At 46.0% G+C, this 16,720-nt stretch carries 18 protein-coding genes and 1 tRNA gene; 5 read left to right on the top strand and 14 right to left on the bottom strand.

The annotated features are described in order from the left end of the window. Nucleotides 1-130: 130 nt before the first annotated feature. The 3 genes from catA to H3S94_RS07890 all read right to left on the bottom strand — a co-directional run bounded on the left by catA (nt 131) and on the right by H3S94_RS07890 (nt 2,644). Complete coding sequence (gene catA / locus H3S94_RS07900) at nt 131-1,069, bottom strand: catechol 1,2-dioxygenase (RefSeq protein WP_198223064.1); 939 nt, start codon at nt 1,067-1,069, stop codon at nt 131-133. A 102-nt stretch (nt 1,070-1,171) separates the two neighbouring features. Continuing rightward, nucleotides 1,172-1,462 (bottom strand): muconolactone Delta-isomerase, encoded by a 291-nt coding sequence (gene catC / locus H3S94_RS07895; RefSeq protein WP_198223063.1) that lies wholly within the window; start codon nt 1,460-1,462, stop codon nt 1,172-1,174. Between the two features lie 12 nt (nt 1,463-1,474). Then, nucleotides 1,475-2,644, bottom strand: a complete 1,170-nt coding sequence (locus H3S94_RS07890; RefSeq protein WP_198240724.1) for a muconate/chloromuconate family cycloisomerase — start codon at nt 2,642-2,644, stop codon at nt 1,475-1,477. Between the two features lie 161 nt (nt 2,645-2,805). Here H3S94_RS07890 and H3S94_RS07885 point away from each other — a divergent pair, with 161 nt between their 5' ends. Further along, on the top strand, nt 2,806-3,717 hold the full coding sequence (locus H3S94_RS07885; RefSeq protein WP_198240723.1) for a LysR family transcriptional regulator: 912 nt from the start codon (nt 2,806-2,808) through the stop codon (nt 3,715-3,717). 436 nt (nt 3,718-4,153) lie between these two features. Here the strand turns inward: H3S94_RS07885 and H3S94_RS07880 are convergent. The 6 genes from H3S94_RS07880 to H3S94_RS07855 all read right to left on the bottom strand — a co-directional run bounded on the left by H3S94_RS07880 (nt 4,154) and on the right by H3S94_RS07855 (nt 9,370). Beyond that, nucleotides 4,154-4,229: transfer RNA gene (locus tag H3S94_RS07880), tRNA-Thr, on the bottom strand. 137 nt (nt 4,230-4,366) lie between these two features. Beyond that, nucleotides 4,367-4,972: a leucyl/phenylalanyl-tRNA--protein transferase gene (gene aat, locus H3S94_RS07875; protein ID WP_198231192.1), complete on the bottom strand. Its 606-nt coding sequence runs from the start codon at nt 4,970-4,972 to the stop codon at nt 4,367-4,369. Between the two features lie 5 nt (nt 4,973-4,977). Continuing rightward, the gene (gene accC, locus H3S94_RS07870; RefSeq protein WP_198231191.1) at nt 4,978-6,333 is read right to left on the bottom strand and encodes an acetyl-CoA carboxylase biotin carboxylase subunit; all 1,356 of its coding nucleotides are present in this window, start codon (nt 6,331-6,333) and stop codon (nt 4,978-4,980) included. 14 nt (nt 6,334-6,347) lie between these two features. Next, nucleotides 6,348-6,824 (bottom strand): acetyl-CoA carboxylase biotin carboxyl carrier protein, encoded by a 477-nt coding sequence (gene accB / locus H3S94_RS07865; protein WP_198231190.1) that lies wholly within the window; start codon nt 6,822-6,824, stop codon nt 6,348-6,350. A gap of 253 nt (nt 6,825-7,077) precedes the next feature. Next, a complete protein-coding gene (locus H3S94_RS07860) occupies nt 7,078-7,866 on the bottom strand; it encodes a DsbA family protein (protein ID WP_246786446.1) in 789 nt (262 codons plus the stop codon). A gap of 88 nt (nt 7,867-7,954) precedes the next feature. Further along, a complete protein-coding gene (locus H3S94_RS07855; protein WP_077992387.1) occupies nt 7,955-9,370 on the bottom strand; it encodes a M48 family metalloprotease in 1,416 nt (471 codons plus the stop codon). A 119-nt stretch (nt 9,371-9,489) separates the two neighbouring features. Here H3S94_RS07855 and H3S94_RS07850 point away from each other — a divergent pair, with 119 nt between their 5' ends. Both H3S94_RS07850 and dusA read left to right on the top strand, forming a co-directional pair. Beyond that, the gene (locus H3S94_RS07850; protein WP_198240721.1) at nt 9,490-10,635 is read left to right on the top strand and encodes a pyridoxal phosphate-dependent aminotransferase; all 1,146 of its coding nucleotides are present in this window, start codon (nt 9,490-9,492) and stop codon (nt 10,633-10,635) included. A 33-nt stretch (nt 10,636-10,668) separates the two neighbouring features. Further along, the gene (gene dusA, locus H3S94_RS07845) at nt 10,669-11,652 is read left to right on the top strand and encodes a tRNA dihydrouridine(20/20a) synthase DusA (protein WP_198240720.1); all 984 of its coding nucleotides are present in this window, start codon (nt 10,669-10,671) and stop codon (nt 11,650-11,652) included. Between the two features lie 67 nt (nt 11,653-11,719). Here the strand turns inward: dusA and H3S94_RS07840 are convergent, their stop codons facing one another. Together H3S94_RS07840 and cobS are read right to left on the bottom strand one after the other, a co-directional pair. Continuing rightward, nucleotides 11,720-12,412 (bottom strand): TIGR02281 family clan AA aspartic protease, encoded by a 693-nt coding sequence (locus tag H3S94_RS07840; protein WP_198240719.1) that lies wholly within the window; start codon nt 12,410-12,412, stop codon nt 11,720-11,722. 36 nt (nt 12,413-12,448) lie between these two features. Then, nucleotides 12,449-13,222 (bottom strand): adenosylcobinamide-GDP ribazoletransferase, encoded by a 774-nt coding sequence (cobS, locus tag H3S94_RS07835; RefSeq protein WP_246786445.1) that lies wholly within the window; start codon nt 13,220-13,222, stop codon nt 12,449-12,451. A 94-nt stretch (nt 13,223-13,316) separates the two neighbouring features. Here cobS and cobT point away from each other — a divergent pair, with 94 nt between their 5' ends. Continuing rightward, a complete protein-coding gene (cobT, locus tag H3S94_RS07830; RefSeq protein WP_077992381.1) occupies nt 13,317-14,327 on the top strand; it encodes a nicotinate-nucleotide--dimethylbenzimidazole phosphoribosyltransferase in 1,011 nt (336 codons plus the stop codon). Nucleotides 14,328-14,354: 27 nt separating this feature from the next. On the opposite strand, the gene thiM is transcribed toward cobT, so the two are convergent. The 3 genes from thiM to H3S94_RS07815 form a co-directional block, all read right to left on the bottom strand. Then, entirely contained in the window at nt 14,355-15,176 is an 822-nt protein-coding gene (gene thiM / locus H3S94_RS07825) for a hydroxyethylthiazole kinase (protein ID WP_198240718.1), read from the bottom strand. 2 nt (nt 15,177-15,178) lie between these two features. Continuing rightward, nucleotides 15,179-15,664, bottom strand: coding sequence for an Lrp/AsnC family transcriptional regulator (locus H3S94_RS07820; RefSeq protein WP_077992377.1), 486 nt, complete (start codon nt 15,662-15,664; stop codon nt 15,179-15,181). 95 nt (nt 15,665-15,759) lie between these two features. Next, nucleotides 15,760-16,410, bottom strand: a complete 651-nt coding sequence (locus H3S94_RS07815) for a uracil-DNA glycosylase family protein (protein ID WP_198240865.1) — start codon at nt 16,408-16,410, stop codon at nt 15,760-15,762. A 34-nt stretch (nt 16,411-16,444) separates the two neighbouring features. Between H3S94_RS07815 and H3S94_RS07810 the strand changes: the two genes are divergently transcribed. Further along, nucleotides 16,445-16,648, top strand: coding sequence for a hypothetical protein (locus H3S94_RS07810; RefSeq protein WP_198240717.1), 204 nt, complete (start codon nt 16,445-16,447; stop codon nt 16,646-16,648). Nucleotides 16,649-16,720: the final 72 nt, after the last annotated feature.

The raw sequence follows: 16,720 nt of genomic DNA, 5'->3' as shown, positions 1-16,720 counted from the left end.
GCGGGCAATCCTTAACCATTTTTATTTTTATAGATTGGTTTTATGGCCGGGCACTTTTCTATAAAGATTACCGATCTATAAAGAATGCAGGCTCGGCCATTTATAATAGTTCAAGGTCGGCAATGCCACCTCAGCCAACGGCGCGGCGGCGCTGTTCGTTGATCTGGTTGTCCACCCCATCAACCAGCGGAGTGAGATGAACGTCAAAGACTATCTCGGCAAAAGGAACATCTAGATTGTTGGCTTTCATGCTTTCCTCATCTTTATGTTCAATCACTGGGGGAACCAAACCATCTCGTGTCGCATAAGCAAAATCATCATGAAGAAGAGGATCTCCTTCGATATTTATTTGCGTCGTCAGCTTACGATGGCCATCAGCCGTGATGAAAAAGTGGATATGCGCCGGACGTTGGCCATGACGGCCCAATGCGGAAAGCATTTTATCTGTCGGGCTGCCCGCAGGAACACCATAGCCGCTTGGCAGAATACTCCGGGCCTTGTATTGACCATTTTCATCGGTATAGATCGTGCGGCGCATATTAAACGGTGACTGTTTGCCCGTTGGATCAAAATGGGAATAGAAGCCACGTGTATCACAATGCCATATCTCGACTTTAGCACCCGGTAGCGGTTTGCCTTCAGAACTATAAACAACACCATGCAAAATCAGTGTTTCGCCATCTTTATCCCTGCCGTCGTCCATACGTGCAAATCCGACGAATTCAGGTGCGCCAGCCACATAAAGCGGTCCTTCAATGGTACGAGGTGTCGGGTTATCAATGCCGAGTTCAGCATCTATCGCATCCAGACGTTCGTCAATAAAATGATCCAAACCGAGGCCGGGGGAAGCAAGTCCTGCCTGACCAGCGGCGCCTAAATCATTCAACCAGGCAACGGCTGTCCAATATTCATCAGGAGTCACATTGAGATCATCCATCGCTTTGAAAAGATCCGACATCAAACGATGAGTGATTTCTTTCACACGGGGATTGCCAGTCTCTTTGTTTAAACCACTCAATTCACGTAAAAACTCCTGAATGTCAGGGCGATTAAAAATTTTAACACTCATAATAACTCCTCCAATATTGTGTCATGTTAATCTATAAGCCGATCCTCGCATCAGCTTTGTTTTGCAACTTAGACCACTATTTTTAATAAAAATACGAGAGGTCTAGCTGTCATCCTCCCGGATTGACGACGGGTGACGCAATAACGGCGTCACTTTAATTTTCATGTATGGGAACAAAGGTAATCCGGACAATATCTGATGCAGCTCTTCGTTGTTCTCGACGTCGAAGATACTGTAATTCGAGTATTCGCCAGCCAGACGCCAAATATGGCGCCATTTTCCACGGTGTTGAAGATCCTGCGAATATTTTTTTTCGCGCGCAATAATCTCGGCCGCTTTATCGGCAGGTAATTCATGGGGAATACAAACATCCATTCGGACATGATAAAGCATTATGTGATCTCCCTAATTAAACTGATTACGTCGGAATCCATCGCGAGCAAAAAACGCGATACGATCATCATCAAGTTCTATCCCAAGCCCAGGACCCTTCGGCAGGTTCAGGCCAAAATCACGATAATCCACCGGTTCACGCAAGATTTGTTCAGTCAAAAGCAATGGGCCAAAAAGCTCTGTCCCCCATTGTAAATTGGCAAAGGTCGAAAACACATGCGCTGATGCAATTGTACCAACGCCACCCTCCAGCATTGTTCCCCCATAAAGGCCGATACCGGACGCATCGGCAATGGCTGCAACACGTTGGGCGTTGAAGAGACCACCGCATTGTTCGATTTTTATAGAAAAGGCATCTGCCGCATGGATGCGTGCGAGTTCAAATGCTGATTCAGGACCGGTTAAAGATTCATCCGCCATCAAAGCTGTCTGAAAACGCCGCATCAATCGCGCCAAAGCACTGGAAGATGCAACAGGTTGCTCCACCAATTCGCATCCGACATCGGCAAGAGCAGCCATTCCCCAAGCAGCTTCCTGCTCGCTCCAAGCCATATTCACATCAACCCGTAGACCAGCCCTGTCACCAAGCGCTTTCTTGATCGTAGCAACATGGGCAATATCCTGGTGGATATTACGCGCGCCGATTTTTAGCTTGAAGATATTGTGACGACGGCGCTCTAACATCTCTTCAGCTTCGGCAATGTCCCGCGCGGTATCACCTGATGCCAGTGTCCAAGCAACTGGAAGACGATCACATCGGCGTCCGCCAAGGAGTTCGCTTACCGGCAAGTTAAGACGTTTTCCTTGTGCATCCAATAATGCTGTCTCGATCGCACTTTTAGCAAAACGGTTATCCTTGACCATTTTGCCAATACGCCCCATGAGCGTTTGAATTTGACTCGCATCCTGCCCTATCATTACAGGTGTGAAATAGGTATCAATATTGAGCTTCATACTTTCAGGGCTTTCGCCACCATAGGCTAATCCGCCGATGGTTGTGCCTTCACCGATGCCTATATGTCCATCGCTGCAATGGACCTTTACCAGCATCAGCGTTTGGCCATTCATGGTAGCGACAGAAAGCTTATGCGGCCGGATAGTCGGCAGATCAACAAGCACTGTCTCGACCCGTTCAACGACGGGCACGATAGATGTAGAGAGTGGTGTAAATATCTTGGTCATGTTAAAAAAGTATCAGCTGTTTCAACAAATCGTCCAATATTATTTACATTTAATATTATACCTAAAAGGTATTACATTTTAATCGCGCGGTTCTTGGATTTTATCTGTTAGAATGCAAAAAAAATAAATTGATACGGAGTCGAAGTTTGGGGGGGAGAAACATGGATTTGCGTCAGTTGAAATATTTTGTTGCTGTTGCGCGTTTGCTAAATTTCACGAAAGCTGCGCAAGAGCTCAATATTGCCCAACCACCATTAAGTCGCCAGATCCAATTGTTGGAAGAGGAGCTTGGTGTCATACTTATTCACCGTGATGTTCGTCCCATCAAATTGTCGCAAGCGGGACGAATATTCTATGATCAGGCTTTGCAAATATTAGGTCGCGTCGAGACGATGCGAGATTCCACGCGCCGCGTTGGTCTCCAACAAAACAGCGTCTTTTCTATCGGATTTGTTGCATCTACACTCTATGGTGGTTTGCCTATATTGGTGCGTAAATTACGCAAAACTGCGCCTGAAATAGACATCCGTTTAATCGAGTTGTTCTCGGTGCAACAAGCCTCCGCATTGAAGGAAGGGCGAATCGACGTAGGCTTCGGTCGACTTCACCCTAATGATCCTCATGTGGTCAGTACCACCCTGCGTGAAGAGCGCTTGATCCTTGCTGTACCCCCTTATTCCATTTTGGCTGCTGAAAAAAAACCGATCACTTTAGCCGAACTTGCGGATCAAACGGTCATTCTTTATCCAAAAGAACCGAGGCCTAGCTATGCTGACCACGTCATGGCGCTCATTCAATCCGAAAATGTCCGGCCAGCAGAAATTATGATGGTTCGGGAAATCCAGGTGGCTTTAGGTCTTGTTTCAGCCGAATCTGGAGTTTGCATAATACCGACATTGGCAAGGCAAATGCGTCCGGATTTGGTGTATCGCTCAATCGCTTCCGAGCGAGCAACATCACCCATCATAATGAACTACCGCGAAGGCGATACCTCACCTAATTTGGAATTGATAAGAAGCCTGCTACGCGAGTTGTATGAAGAAAATCAGCTCTGGTTAAATAACAGTGATTGAAATATACGCCAGAGCCACACCATCTTTTGTTCCGCATATTATAGCTTATTGTCAACGCAGTTCAGCTTAAAAACATTAAGCCTCAGCCGATACTGACATATATGATTAAAGTTGAGGTAACCGATATTTTACGAGAAAAAACCACCATTACAATTACATAGCTTATACGTAGTTTGTCCAATAAACGGATTAGAGCTAAAACTTCATGTGCCTATTTTATTAACTAAAACCCAACGAATTATTCGCATGGATAGGTGATGAAATGCCTTCACTTTACACCAAGAGTGTAGACCGCATCGGATTCGCAAGAGAGGCAAACAAAAAACTAGAGAAATAGAACAAAATAAAAACTTCTATGCCCTCGCTTTTACAATTTTTGCCCTCTATCAAAAAATACTAAACAAAAACAATAAATTATAAGCGGGAAAAATGATAATGGTGCCCCCAGAGAGACTCGAACTCCCGACCCCCTGATTACAAATCAGGTGCTCTACCAACTGAGCTATAAGGGCGCCGCACTGCAACTAGCATAAACTTCGCCAAAGGCAAACAGAAAAATTGCCAAAACAACAATCTTTTTTTCGTACCAAAAATTTTTGAAAAACATGTGGGAATTTAGGCGGCAATTTGGTGAGAAAATACGAAGAATTTAAAACTCAGCGTGTCCGGATAGGGCTTTTTTCAGGCGCATTTCATAATCTTGTCGCGTAATTTCGACAGCACCGAAATGTTCGAGATGAGGTGTTGTAAATTGTGTATCAAGAAGTGAAAAATGATGGCTTTTTAAATGTTCGACAAGCGCAACAAGGCATATTTTAGATGCATCGGTGGCACGCGAAAACATGCTTTCACCGAAAAATGCTTGCCCCAAGGCCAGACCGTATAACCCGCCTACAAGCTCGTTATTTTGCCAGGCTTCAACAGTGTGACAAAAACCGAGTTCAAAAAGTTCACCATATGCTTTACGTATCGGATGATTGATCCATGTTGTTTCGCGTCCGGGTTTTGATTCGGCACAACCGGAAATCACACCTTCAAAATCTGTGTCCATGAGAATTTTGAACGGGACTTTTTTGATGCGTTTTTTCAGACTCTTCGGAATATGGAAATTTTCCAGAGGAATAATCCCGCGTCGTTCGGGTCGTATCCAATAAATATCGGGGTCTTCTGCATCATCCGACATTGGAAAAATACCCTGCGCATAAGCGCTCAGCAATAGCGCAGGGGGAAGTTTATTATCGTCGTTTTCCGACAAGACGATCAGTTGCCCGATGCTGCCTTATTGGCAAGATATTTTTCTAACCAATGGATGTCATAATTTCCTTTGGCTATATCTTCGTTACCAATAAGATCACGGAAAAGTGGAAGTGTCGTTTTGATGCCATCCACAACGAATTCATCAAGTGCCCGCCGCAACCGCATCATACATTCAAGCCGTGTTCTTCCATGAACAATCAGTTTACCGATCAGGCTGTCATAATATGGCGGTATCCGATAACCCGAATAAACGCCTGAATCGACACGCACACCCAAACCGCCAGGCGTATGGAAATGCGTAATCAATCCGGGAGAGGGGGTGAAGTTCACCGGATCCTCGGCGTTAATACGACATTCAATCGCATGGCCTGAAAAGTGGATTTCACTTTGTTTTGCCGAAAGACCTTCGCCTGCTGCAACCTGAATTTGTTCGTGAACAAGGTCAATGCCGGTTACAGCCTCCGTTACCGGATGCTCGACCTGAAGACGTGTATTCATTTCAATAAAATAGAATTCGCCGTTTTCATACAGGAACTCGATTGTACCGGCACCGCGATAGCCTAATTCGGCGCAGGCGTTGGCAACAATCATGCCGATCTTCTGGCGCGCCTCTTCATCAAGTACAGTAGAATTTGCTTCTTCCCAGACTTTTTGATTGCGTCTTTGCAAGGAACAGTCGCGCTCGCCCAAGTGAATAGCGTTTCCAGAGCCATCCCCCATGACCTGAACTTCGATATGACGCGGGTTTTCGAGATATTTCTCGATATAGACAGCGTCATCACCGAAAGCCGCCGCCGCTTCACTACGGGCGGTATTGAGGGCAATTGAAAGCTCTTCACGTGAACGTGCAACCTTCATGCCGCGTCCACCGCCTCCTGCAGAAGCTTTTATGATAACCGGATAGCCGATTTTATCGGCTACCTTATAAGCCTCTTCGTCCTCTGTTACACCACCATCAGACCCTGGAACAACCGGAATGCCCAAGCGTTTTGCGGTCTTCTTGGCTTCAATTTTATCGCCCATAATACGAATATGAGCTGCCGTCGGGCCGATAAAAGTAATTGAATGGGCTTCAAGAATTTCGGCAAATTTGGCATTTTCCGAAAGAAAACCATAGCCGGGATGGATGGCGTCGGCACCTGTTATCTCGCAAGCTGCAACAATTTGTTGGATATTGAGATAGGAATCGCGCGAAGGCGGCGGGCCGATGCACACACTTTCATCGGCAAGCCTGACATGCATGGCATCAGCATCGGCAGTCGAATGGACTGCAACCGTTTTGATACCAAGCTCTTTGCAGGCGCGCAGAACTCTGAGTGCAATTTCACCACGGTTGGCTATCAGGATTTTCTGAAACATTTCGCGATCCTGTCTTATTCAACAACGACCAGAGGTTCACCAAATTCTACCGGTTGCGCATCTTCCACCAAAATAGCTTTCACTGTTCCTGAACGCGGTGAAGAGATCTGGTTCATCGTTTTCATTGCTTCGATAATTATAAGAGTTTGCCCTTCGGAAACTTTTTGTCCTACTTCAACAAAAGGACGGGCTCCCGGTGCAGGTGCGAGATAGGCAGTGCCGACCATGGGAGATGTGACTGCGTTTTTAGTCAAATCCTCTTTTACCGGTTCGACAGGTGCGGGCGCTGCTGCGGGAGCAGCCGGAGCCGGAGAATAGACGGTTTGAACCGGTGTACCACCACTCAATTGCCGTGAAACACGGATACGCAGATCTCCTTGCTCGACCTCAATATCTGAAAGATTTGTATCATTGAGTATTTCTGCGAGATCGCGGATGAGATCCTTGTTTACACCTGTGCTCTTGACGGTACTTGTTGTTTTTGTAGCCATCTCTTTTATTACTCCTCGATCGTCGTGACCGTTTTTATTTATTAAGATCGGACTAATTTATGTCTGATCGCCATCCTCTGGTTGAAGCAAGGATGGCATTTAAATTCCCAATTGACGAAACTGTAGCATTTCCTGCAACAGTCTGACACATAAAACGCTTATAAGCATGTTGGAAAAAAAGCGAAAGTGCAAAATTCCCCACTGCAGCACAGTGTCAACAAAAGTTTCAACGACTTGAAGCGGCGAGAAGTTCCTATTTTTCAATAAGTCCAATTTTCTGTTTTAAAATATTTTCACCAACAGCACCAACCAGAACTTCATCGCCTAAAATATAGGATGGAGTGCCACTAATATTGAGTGCATAAGCTATTTGACCATTCGTCGAAAAAACCTGTTGAAGCTTTTCATCTTTCATAGCATCGCGCAGCTTTTTTTCATCAACCCCAAGTTTTAAAGCGATTTTGATTGCTTTTTCTTCATTTGCCCGCCCCTCGCTTGTGAGCATTTCTGTATGAAATTCAGGATATTTCGCCGGAATTAATTTCAGCACGGCGCGTGCAACAATGTGGGCTTTTACCGAATCAGGACCCAATATCGGAAAATCCTTGAGGACAATACGCAAATTCGGGTTGTTTTTGATAAGTGTTTGCATATCGGGATAAGCTTTTTTACAATATCCGCAATTGTAATCAAAAAATTCGACCAGAGTGACTTTTCCTTCCGGGTTGCCGATGACGGCATCATTACCGGAATTGAATATTTCGTCTTTCATCGAGTTGATGGCAGATGATTGATTTTCTGCAATTTTCTGAGCCTGCTTTTTGTCGAGAGCTTCTTGCACTTCAATCATTACTTCTGGGTTCTTGACCAGATAGTCTTTTACAACCTCGCGAATATGGTCGTCCGTTGCCTGATTGCCGATTGCTTCCCCTACCGCTTTAATGAAGTTCGGGTCGGCAACAATCCGGTTTTTTATTTCATTTGCTGTGTCATTTTGTGCAGATGCTGCAAAAACAGTGTTTTGAAAAGGAACGAACATCATTGTTGCTCCCATCACCAACGCAAACGAAAACTGTTTATTTATGAATGATGACTTGAAAGATTTCATTGATAGTTTCTCTCATCTGGTATCAATTTTTCAGTTGCGTTGTATTGAGAATGTCTTGCGCACGCAACCATTCGGCAGAACCGGGTGCCAATTTCTGTTTTGCCCGCGTTGCAAAAATGCGCGCTTGCATACGATTACCACTATAATAATGCATGTCGGCCGTTGCAAGGTCGGCTAGTGCAACCTGACCGCTTCGCCCATAGGCAAGAGCGAGATAGCCATAACCGGCTGCAAATTCCGGTTCTTTGGCGATTCCTTCGCGTATTTCTGTTATAGCAATGGGTATATTTTTGGGATCATTTGTCAAAAGCAGTGCATGCCCGTAGCTGACCTTGAGCAGGCTTGAGCCACGCGGATCAATATCTGCCGAGCGTTTATAAGCACTTGCTGCACCGGCCGGATCATTTGCTTTAATCAGCGCATCGCCTAACAATTCCTGAAAAAACGGATTTTTCGGCTCGTCCTTGACAAGGTCCTTGACTTTTTGAACAGCATTTTTCGGCGAACCGCTTTCGACTGCCAATATCGCTTCGCCGTAGCGGGCAGGAAGTCCGCGCGGATTATCCTTGAACATCCGGCGCAATTCCGTGAAATGATCAGTATAGGCGGCTATTTTCGCCCGTGCCATATCGTGGCGCAACTGCAATTCCGGCGGGTCCTTCTTGTCATAATACGGACTTTGTTTTGCAAGCGTTTCCAAGGCTGCTATACGTTCGCGGGGGAGCGGGTGGCTTACCCTGTAAGGATCGACCTTGGCGCCTGAAAGTGCGAGTGCATTGGAAAAACGTTCAAATGTGATGAGCATACCCTTTGTCGATTGACCGGTTGCATTGAGATAATTAACGGCGGCTCTATCGGCTGCGGCTTCTTCGCTACGCTGATAATTGAGCAATGTTCGCATAGCCATTTCACTGCTTCCTGCCGCAATGCCACCACCGGCTCCTGCGGCGGAAGAATTGCCTGTCGCTGCTCCGGCTACTCCGGCACCGATGCCAAGCAGCATACCGATGACAGCCATTGTTTGTGCATGTTTCAACTGTTCGCGCAAACGCTGTTGGTGACCGTTTGCCAAGTGCCCTGTTTCATGAGCAATGACGCCGATCAGTTCATTCGGTGTTTCCGCTTGCATGATTGCACCGATATTGACAAACATGCGTTGGCCGTCAACAAAAGCATTAAAGCTCTGGTCGTTTACGACGATGATCTGGATTTTGTTCCTGATGCCGGCAGCTTTAAAAATGGGGGCGGTATAATCGTATAGTAATTGTTCGATTTCGGCATCACGAATGATAGGAACCGATTGCGACTGGGCTTGCGCAACGCCGATAGATGGTGCAAACACCAATATTACAGCCAAGGCAATGCGTAGCAAGAGAGATATTGATCGTTTTGTAAATGACAGGATTTTTTGTCTTGAAGTCTGCAACTCTATCTTCATAAATACTCCCCGGAGTGCTCAGAGCAGAGATACGTTTTGTTTATTGTTTTATCCATGGCTTTCAGGCTTTTATGCGGCACAATGCTTGAGCTTATATGTTTTTTTAAGTGGAGACCAGTATGATTTGTCTATCGAAAAGAAGTGATGTCGATCCCTTTTTTGCAATGGACGTGCTCGCGTCGGCCAATAAAAAGCGGGAAGCCGGAGAAGCAGTTATTTCAATGGCAATAGGCCAGCCTGCTGCACCATGTCCGCTGATTGTCCGTGAAGCAGCCGAACGGGCGTTGAAAGATGGACATATTGGCTACACCGATTCGCTTGGAATAACCGGATTGCGCGAGAAAATAGCTGCCTATTATGAACAATATCATCGATTGGCGATTTCTCCGGAACGTATTGCCGTTACAACCGGATCATCAGCAGCGTTCAATCTTGCTTTTTTGACTTTTTTTGATGTGGGGGACAGGGTTGCGATAACACGACCCGGCTATCCGGCTTACCGCCATATAATGAAAGCCCTCGGACTTGACGTTGTTGAAATTGATACGAAGGGAAACGGTCTTCTCGACGTAAAAATGCTGGAAGAACAACATTCACGTGCACCAATTAAAGGCGTTTTGTTTGCGTCTCCCAGCAATCCCACCGGTGCTTCAATCAAACCGGAAGAGTTGAAAAACATCGTCGAATTTTGCCGCGAACACAATATTACAGTGATTGCGGATGAAATTTATCACCGGCTTAACTTTGCCGCCCCCGATACGACGGCATTGGCTTTTGGCGACGACGTAACTGTCATCAATTCTTTTTCCAAATATTACTGCATGACCGGTTGGCGCGTCGGTTGGATGGTGCTGCCAAAAAACGCGGTGAGGGCGGTCGAGCGGATTTCGCAAAACCTCTATATTTCAGCGCCGGAACTGTCACAAATTGCAGCAATTTCCGCATTTGACGCGACAACCGAGCTTGAAAAAGTAAAAGATACCTATCGTATCAACCGCGAAAACCTGAAGAAAGCTCTACCGGCTCTGGGTTTAAAACTATTGGCACCGATGGATGGTGCGTTCTACGCTTATTGCGATATTTCCAAATTCAGCAATGATAGCACAGAATTTGCCCGCAAAATGCTTGAGGAGACCAATGTTGCTGCAACTCCGGGTATTGATTTCGACACATTGGAAGGAAAACGTACATTGCGCTTTTCCTATGCCGGCTCGCCGGTTGCAATTGACGAGGCACTAAAGCGGCTTGATAACTGGCTCAATTGATTGTCGGCGATGAAAACAGGAGCATTCATTAATATGTCGCTTTATGAAGGGTCGGATAAGCCGAAATTTGCAGTGGCGCCAATGCTCGACTGGACAGATCGACATTGTCGCTATTTTCACCGTTTGATGACAAAACATGCATTACTTTATACCGAAATGGTGGTCGCAGATGCTGTTATTTTCGGGCATCGGGAGAAACTTTTAGGGTTTAATGAGCGCGAACACCCGCTGGCCTTGCAATTGGGCGGCTCTTCACCCGAAAAACTTTCAGAAGCTGCAAAAATCGGCGCGGATTTCGGTTATGATGAAATTAACCTCAACGTCGGTTGCCCGTCCGATCGAGTGCAGTCGGGCGCTTTCGGGGCTTGCCTTATGCTGCAGCCGGATCTTGTCGGACAAATCGTTGAAAAAATGAAGCGGGCTGTTTCCATTCCCGTTACAGTAAAATGCCGCATCGGCGTTGATGAGCAGGATGTGCTACCAGCGCTTGATAATCTCGCTAACGAGGTATGGCGAAGCGGTTGTGATGCCTTGTGGGTGCACGCCCGTAAAGCATGGCTTCAAGGCTTGAGCCCGAAAGAAAATCGTGACATACCGCCGCTTGATTATCAACGCGTTTATGACCTGAAATTAAAAAATACGAATCATTTCATAGGAATAAACGGCGGTATTCAAACGCTGGATGAAGTAGAAAACCATTTGAAGCATGTCGATGGTGGCATGGTCGGCCGTTCTGCCTATCAAAATCCGGCAATTTTGCGCGAGGTTGACGCTAAAATTTATCATGATGATCGGGTTCTGCCCGATGACAGCGCAATCATTGATGAAATGTGTGAATATGCGGACCGTTACATTAAGGACAGTGGCGGCAAACTTTCGCATGTTACCCGTCACATGATAGGGCTATTTTCCGGCCGGCAAGGCGCAAAAAAATGGCGCCAGACGCTTTCCTCCGAAGCCAATCGGGAGGGGGCACAGTCATCTGTTCTTCGCCGTGCCTATTCTTATATCGAATAGATTGTTTTATGGTGCTTCGTCTGCCATCCGATAGTTTCGACCTTAGTGTGAATAGAGTTCGGATATTTCAATCAACAAGAATAAGCCGGTCGCCGCGAACGGAGTAACCTGAAAGCCGGTCGAGGAAGCTCATCCCCAATAAACTTCCTGACAAGTCTCCTGGACGGCTGACAAGAGCGCGAACATTGTTGCGTTCAATATCGCCTATTTTCAGGCTATCAATCATGATCGGTGCGGCATTCGTGTAGCCGTTTGCCGTCGCTACGGGAATATTGAACCCCAATTTGTCGACATCAAGATTGGCTGCGATGGCGTCGTCATAGGTTAGAACCACAGCAGAAGCGCCGGTGTCCACAGTGAGGTTCACACTGTTGCCGTTGACAAGCCCGCGTATCAGGAAATGGCCATTGGTAGAGCGTTCGATATTCACTATTCTACCGTTTTCATTGTAGCGCGTCAGTGGACTTCCCGGAATAAAACCGGCGGTTACCCGATGTGCAAAGTCCTGTATTTCGTAACGTAAACTATAGCCGCACATGAGTGCGAAAATAATAACACACCATATTGCTATATTCCGTAAGGCATCACTCAATCTGATTTTTGATCCGAGCAGTGCCGACGTTGCTGCAAGCCCCCAAATTCCGTAATAGGTTAAATTGGCAATCCTGTCCGTTGTGGTGTTGTCTGGATTATCGCCAAAGGCGAATATAAGTATAACAATCAAAGCTGCTACAGAGATAATAAGCCAGAACGGTTTCATAGAGCTTTGTCTCCGGTCAATTTGCGGTTATGAGGCTCAACGGCCAAGACTGGCTATAGCCAATAAAATCAATGCAAGACATTGCTCGACGGCACCCAGAGTGTCTCCGGTATAGCCGCCAATGCGTTTTTGGCACTCTAGGGAAAATAGATAAATAAACAAGAATAAAACTGCGATGGATATTATCATCGAGATGACGCTGTTGGAAATAATACCGCCGACGAGAAGAATAATGGCCGAAATTATCAATGATTTTCGTGCTATATCGGCCGCTGGTTCTCCGGCAGCGGCTGCCGTGCCATTTTTTCGTGCAAGTGGAAGCCTTGTCCAGAACCAGACCATGCCACCACGGCTTACAGCTTCGCTCACTATTAAAGCAATGATTGTTTGGTATAGGCCGTGGTTTATTTCGATTGAAGCAATAAGCGCAATTCGCGAAAAAACCGAAAAAATCAATGCCAATGTGCCATAAGTTCCAATGCGCGAATCTTTCATAATAGTCAGGCGATTTTCCGGCGATTTTGAAACAAAAAAAGCGTCTGCCACATCTGCCAACCCGTCCTCATGAAGTGCGCCGGTCAGAATGATTGTAAAGAAAACGCAAAAAATTGCCGAAACCCATATATCAAACCCGATCAAGCGTGCGATTGCCAGACAACATCCCGATAAAAGTCCGATCAGGAGGCCCGCTATAGGAAAATAATGTGCGTCGGTCGAAATCGGTTTTTCAGGCAAAAACCAATGGCTTTTTATGGGCAAACGCGTGAGAAAGCCCAGGCTGCGCATGAATGGGCCAAGAAAATCGGTCAAGATTTCTCTTACTCCTGTTAAAGTGGTTTCAAATTGCTTATAGAACAGTCCTAGATAAGATTCTATTCGTTCATTTTGTTTGAAGGGTGTTTCCGTGGCCGCTTCCAGTCCTTTTGATGATTTCCGTGCTTTATTGAACAGTTTGCCTGATCCTGATGAAAATGCCATAAGGTTGGCGAGGAAGCGGCAATCGGAACTTACAAAACCGGAGGGTTCGCTGGGGCGACTGGAAGATATTGCGCTCTGGTACGCAGGCTGGAGAGGCAAAGAAAAGCCGATTGTTACAAGGCCTCTGGTTGCGGTGTTTGCCGGCAACCATGGTGTCACCGATGAAAATGTTACGCCGGTTCCGCGTGCCGTCACGCAGCAGATGGTTGAAAATTTTGCTGCCGGTGGAGCTGCGATTAACCAGATATGCGTTGCCTACGATCTCGGGTTGAAAATATTCGACCTCGCTTTGGACTATCCGACCATGGATATTACCAAGGATGCGGCAATGGATATGCGCGGCGCTGCCGCGACGATGGCATTTGGCATGGAATCAATTGCCGGTGGTACCGATTTACTGTGTTTGGGAGAAATGGGTATAGGCAATACAACCATTGCTTCGGCGATTTCTCTGGCACTTTATGGCGGAAAAGCCGAAGAATGGACAGGGCCGGGGACCGGCTCCAAAGGTGATTATTACCGGCGTAAAATCGCGGCGGTAAAAAAGGCAGTCGAACTTCATAAAGATCACTTGAATGATCCGTTTGAAGTTATGCGGCGGCTTGGCGGGCGTGAAATTGCAGCTATGATGGGTGCAATTCTTGCTGCCCGTATGGAAAAAATCCCCGTTATTCTGGATGGCTTTGTGGTAACGTCGGCCGCAGCCATTTTGCATAAAATAAATCCTCATGCGCTCGATCATTGCATTGCCGGACATGTTTCAGCAGAGCCTGCGCATCGCCGCTTGCTGGACAAGATAGGAAAGAAACCGCTTCTTGACCTTGGAATGCGATTGGGCGAGGGGACGGGAGCCGCAATTGCAGCAGGTGTTGTCAAAGCAGCCGTTCTCACACATTCGCAAATGGCAACCTTTGAACAGGCGGGAATTAAAATCTGATAGCCCGTTGATATAAGGCAGTTATTTTTATTCTGTTTCAATGTCGTTTTGCCAAGGCGTAACCGAAATGTGTGCAGCAATGCTTTCATCATCTATGGTTGCAAGCGCGTCGATAAAAAGAGGTACGAAAGTGCCGGGGCCTTTAGCATTGTGACCGGCAAGAGCACCCGCAGCAGAAAATATTGAAAAAGCTTTGATAGCTGCATCGAACGGTTTATCGGGTGCAAGCGCAATAAAAGCTCCGGTCACGCAGGTAAGCGCACATCCGCATGCCGAGACTTTGGACATCAGGCTGTTGCCACCTTCGATGATGACGTGCCGTTTACCATCGGTAATAAAATCTTTTTTGCCGGACATGGCAATAACAGCCTTTGTCAATCGGGCTGCTTTGATCGCCGCTTCAAAGCTTGTTTTACCCTCATCACGACTGTCGACACCATGTGCTTCTGTCGTCTTTGTAAGTGCCGTGATTTCCGAGGCATTACCGCGTATAATTCTTGGAGATAGAGTGAGGAGGTGCGCTGTCGCCTTTTGGCGGAAGGTTGTAGCAAAATGCGCGACCGGATCGAATACAACAGGTTTGCCCAGTATTTTCGCGCGTTCCATTACCAACCGTATGCCGGCATATTTTTCGCGCGTCAATGTGCCTATATTGGTTGTAATCGCAGAAGAATGTTCAACAAACTCGGCTGCTTCATCGGGAGCAAAAGACATGACCGGAGACGCGCCTAATGCATTAAGAATATTGGCAGAGAAGTTCATTGCAACTTCGTTGGTTATGCATTGGATAAGAGGGCATTTCGCCCTCAAAAGAGCAAGGCTGATATTTTTATCAAGTTCAAATGACATTTTTAGAGATGATTTACTTCCTTTTCGATCACCATATAATCGAGCGGTAACTCGGTCGTGTATTTTATTTGTTCCATAGCAAAAGCTGAAGATACATCTCTAATATCAATTTTTGCGATCAGTTTTTTGTAAAAAACATCATAAGCTGCAATATCGGGAACAACAACGCGCAACAAATAGTCTACATCGCCGCTCATACGGTAAAATTCGACGACTTCCGGAAAAGCATGAACAACTTCTGAAAATCTTTTTAACCATTCATGGTTGTGCGCACCGGTTCTCACAGAGACGAAAACAGTAACGCGTGTGTTGACTTTATCAGGAGAAAGGATTGCGACGCGCCGCTGTATAACTCCATCTTCTTCAAGTTTTTGTATCCGTCGCCAGCAAGGTGTTGTCGACAACCCGACTTTTTTGGCAATATCTGCGACAGCAAGCGTTGCGTCTTCCTGCAAAAGACGAAGAATTTTCCTATCAAGACGATCCATTATGACATCCAAAATTTTTGATAAACCATGCTACGAAATCGTTATATAAAAAATAAATTCTTTTTAATAGTAATAAATAAAAATTATTCTACAATTTATCGAATATATTTTTTAATAAGAGTTTTCAGGGTCGGTAGTAATTCACTTTCAAACCATGGATTCGTTTTAATCCAATGAGTATTACGCCATGACGGGTGAGGAATAGGAAGAACGTGATAACCATTAGCTTGGGTTCGGGATAGAATATTTTTCCAATTTTTTACGGTATCTGTTACCGATTTTTCCTTCAGATCAGAAATATGATATTTTTGGGCGTAGCCGCCAATCGCGATGACAAGTTCTACTTGCGGCATTAGTTTGAAGACCTGTTGGTGCCAGGTCAATTTACATTCTTTTCTTGGTGGAAGGTCACTTTTGGATTTACTGTAGCCGGGGAAACAAAACCCCATTGGTACGATGGCAAATTTGCTTTTGTCGTAAAAACAGTCGCGATTTACTCCCAGCCAATTGCGCAGGCGATCGCCCGACGGATCATTGAACGGTATTCCGGTATTGTGAACGCGAAGACCGGGTGCTTGACCGGCAATGACAATGCGAGCCGTAGAAGAAAGATAGATAACAGGGCGCGGTTCCTGAGGCAGTCGCGGTAGAAATAGTGGTGCGTCATAGCATATGCGACATGCCGATATTTGTTTTTCCAGAAGCCCGATTTGTCGGGCGTTTGTTGTTTCAGGTTTGTTTGCCATGGGTATAATATGAGCCAATGAGGTTTTTCCTTCAATGATCCGGCATAGCTATCAACGGAAAAGCGCTGTTAGTCGTGAAGAAAATAATCAAGAATTGGGGCCTTTTACCACTAAAGAAAGACAGAATTTAAAAATAGCAGGAAAAGATCTGCTTGGAAAACATAGAAAAACAGGCGTGAAAAGTGAAATAAAAGGGGCGAACCCCGATCAAATACGCAGTACTTTGCCGGATTCTTGAAAATAACGGACAAAAGTGAATTGAATTTTGTGAATGCCTATCGGAATGTGAAATCCCGAAAGCCGGACAAAT

Source organism: Bartonella sp. B10834G3 (genome assembly GCF_016102505.1).
Taxonomy (GTDB): Bacteria; Pseudomonadota; Alphaproteobacteria; order Rhizobiales; family Rhizobiaceae; genus Bartonella; species Bartonella choladocola.
Note: the sequence above shows the minus strand (reverse complement) of the source record. Positions and strands in the feature narration are given on the sequence as shown.

Bases quoted from the DNA above. Each gene is read 5' to 3' on its own strand.
- H3S94_RS07860 (WP_246786446.1), bottom strand. From the start codon at position 7,866: ATGATGTTCGTTCCTTTTCAAAACACTGTTTTTGCAGCATCTGCACAA.
- H3S94_RS07855 (WP_077992387.1), bottom strand. From the start codon at position 9,370: ATGAAGATAGAGTTGCAGACTTCAAGACAAAAAATCCTGTCATTTACA.
- H3S94_RS07890 (WP_198240724.1), bottom strand. From the start codon at position 2,644: ATGACCAAGATATTTACACCACTCTCTACATCTATCGTGCCCGTCGTT.
- catA (WP_198223064.1), bottom strand. From the start codon at position 1,069: ATGAGTGTTAAAATTTTTAATCGCCCTGACATTCAGGAGTTTTTACGT.
- dusA (WP_198240720.1), top strand. From the start codon at position 10,669: ATGTCGCTTTATGAAGGGTCGGATAAGCCGAAATTTGCAGTGGCGCCA.
- H3S94_RS07840 (WP_198240719.1), bottom strand. From the start codon at position 12,412: ATGAAACCGTTCTGGCTTATTATCTCTGTAGCAGCTTTGATTGTTATA.
- accC (WP_198231191.1), bottom strand. From the start codon at position 6,333: ATGTTTCAGAAAATCCTGATAGCCAACCGTGGTGAAATTGCACTCAGA.
- H3S94_RS07815 (WP_198240865.1), bottom strand. From the start codon at position 16,410: ATGGCAAACAAACCTGAAACAACAAACGCCCGACAAATCGGGCTTCTG.
- accB (WP_198231190.1), bottom strand. From the start codon at position 6,824: ATGGCTACAAAAACAACAAGTACCGTCAAGAGCACAGGTGTAAACAAG.
- H3S94_RS07810 (WP_198240717.1), top strand. From the start codon at position 16,445: ATGATCCGGCATAGCTATCAACGGAAAAGCGCTGTTAGTCGTGAAGAA.
- H3S94_RS07850 (WP_198240721.1), top strand. From the start codon at position 9,490: ATGATTTGTCTATCGAAAAGAAGTGATGTCGATCCCTTTTTTGCAATG.
- H3S94_RS07820 (WP_077992377.1), bottom strand. From the start codon at position 15,664: ATGGATCGTCTTGATAGGAAAATTCTTCGTCTTTTGCAGGAAGACGCA.
- thiM (WP_198240718.1), bottom strand. From the start codon at position 15,176: ATGTCATTTGAACTTGATAAAAATATCAGCCTTGCTCTTTTGAGGGCG.
- H3S94_RS07885 (WP_198240723.1), top strand. From the start codon at position 2,806: ATGGATTTGCGTCAGTTGAAATATTTTGTTGCTGTTGCGCGTTTGCTA.
- catC (WP_198223063.1), bottom strand. From the start codon at position 1,462: ATGCTTTATCATGTCCGAATGGATGTTTGTATTCCCCATGAATTACCT.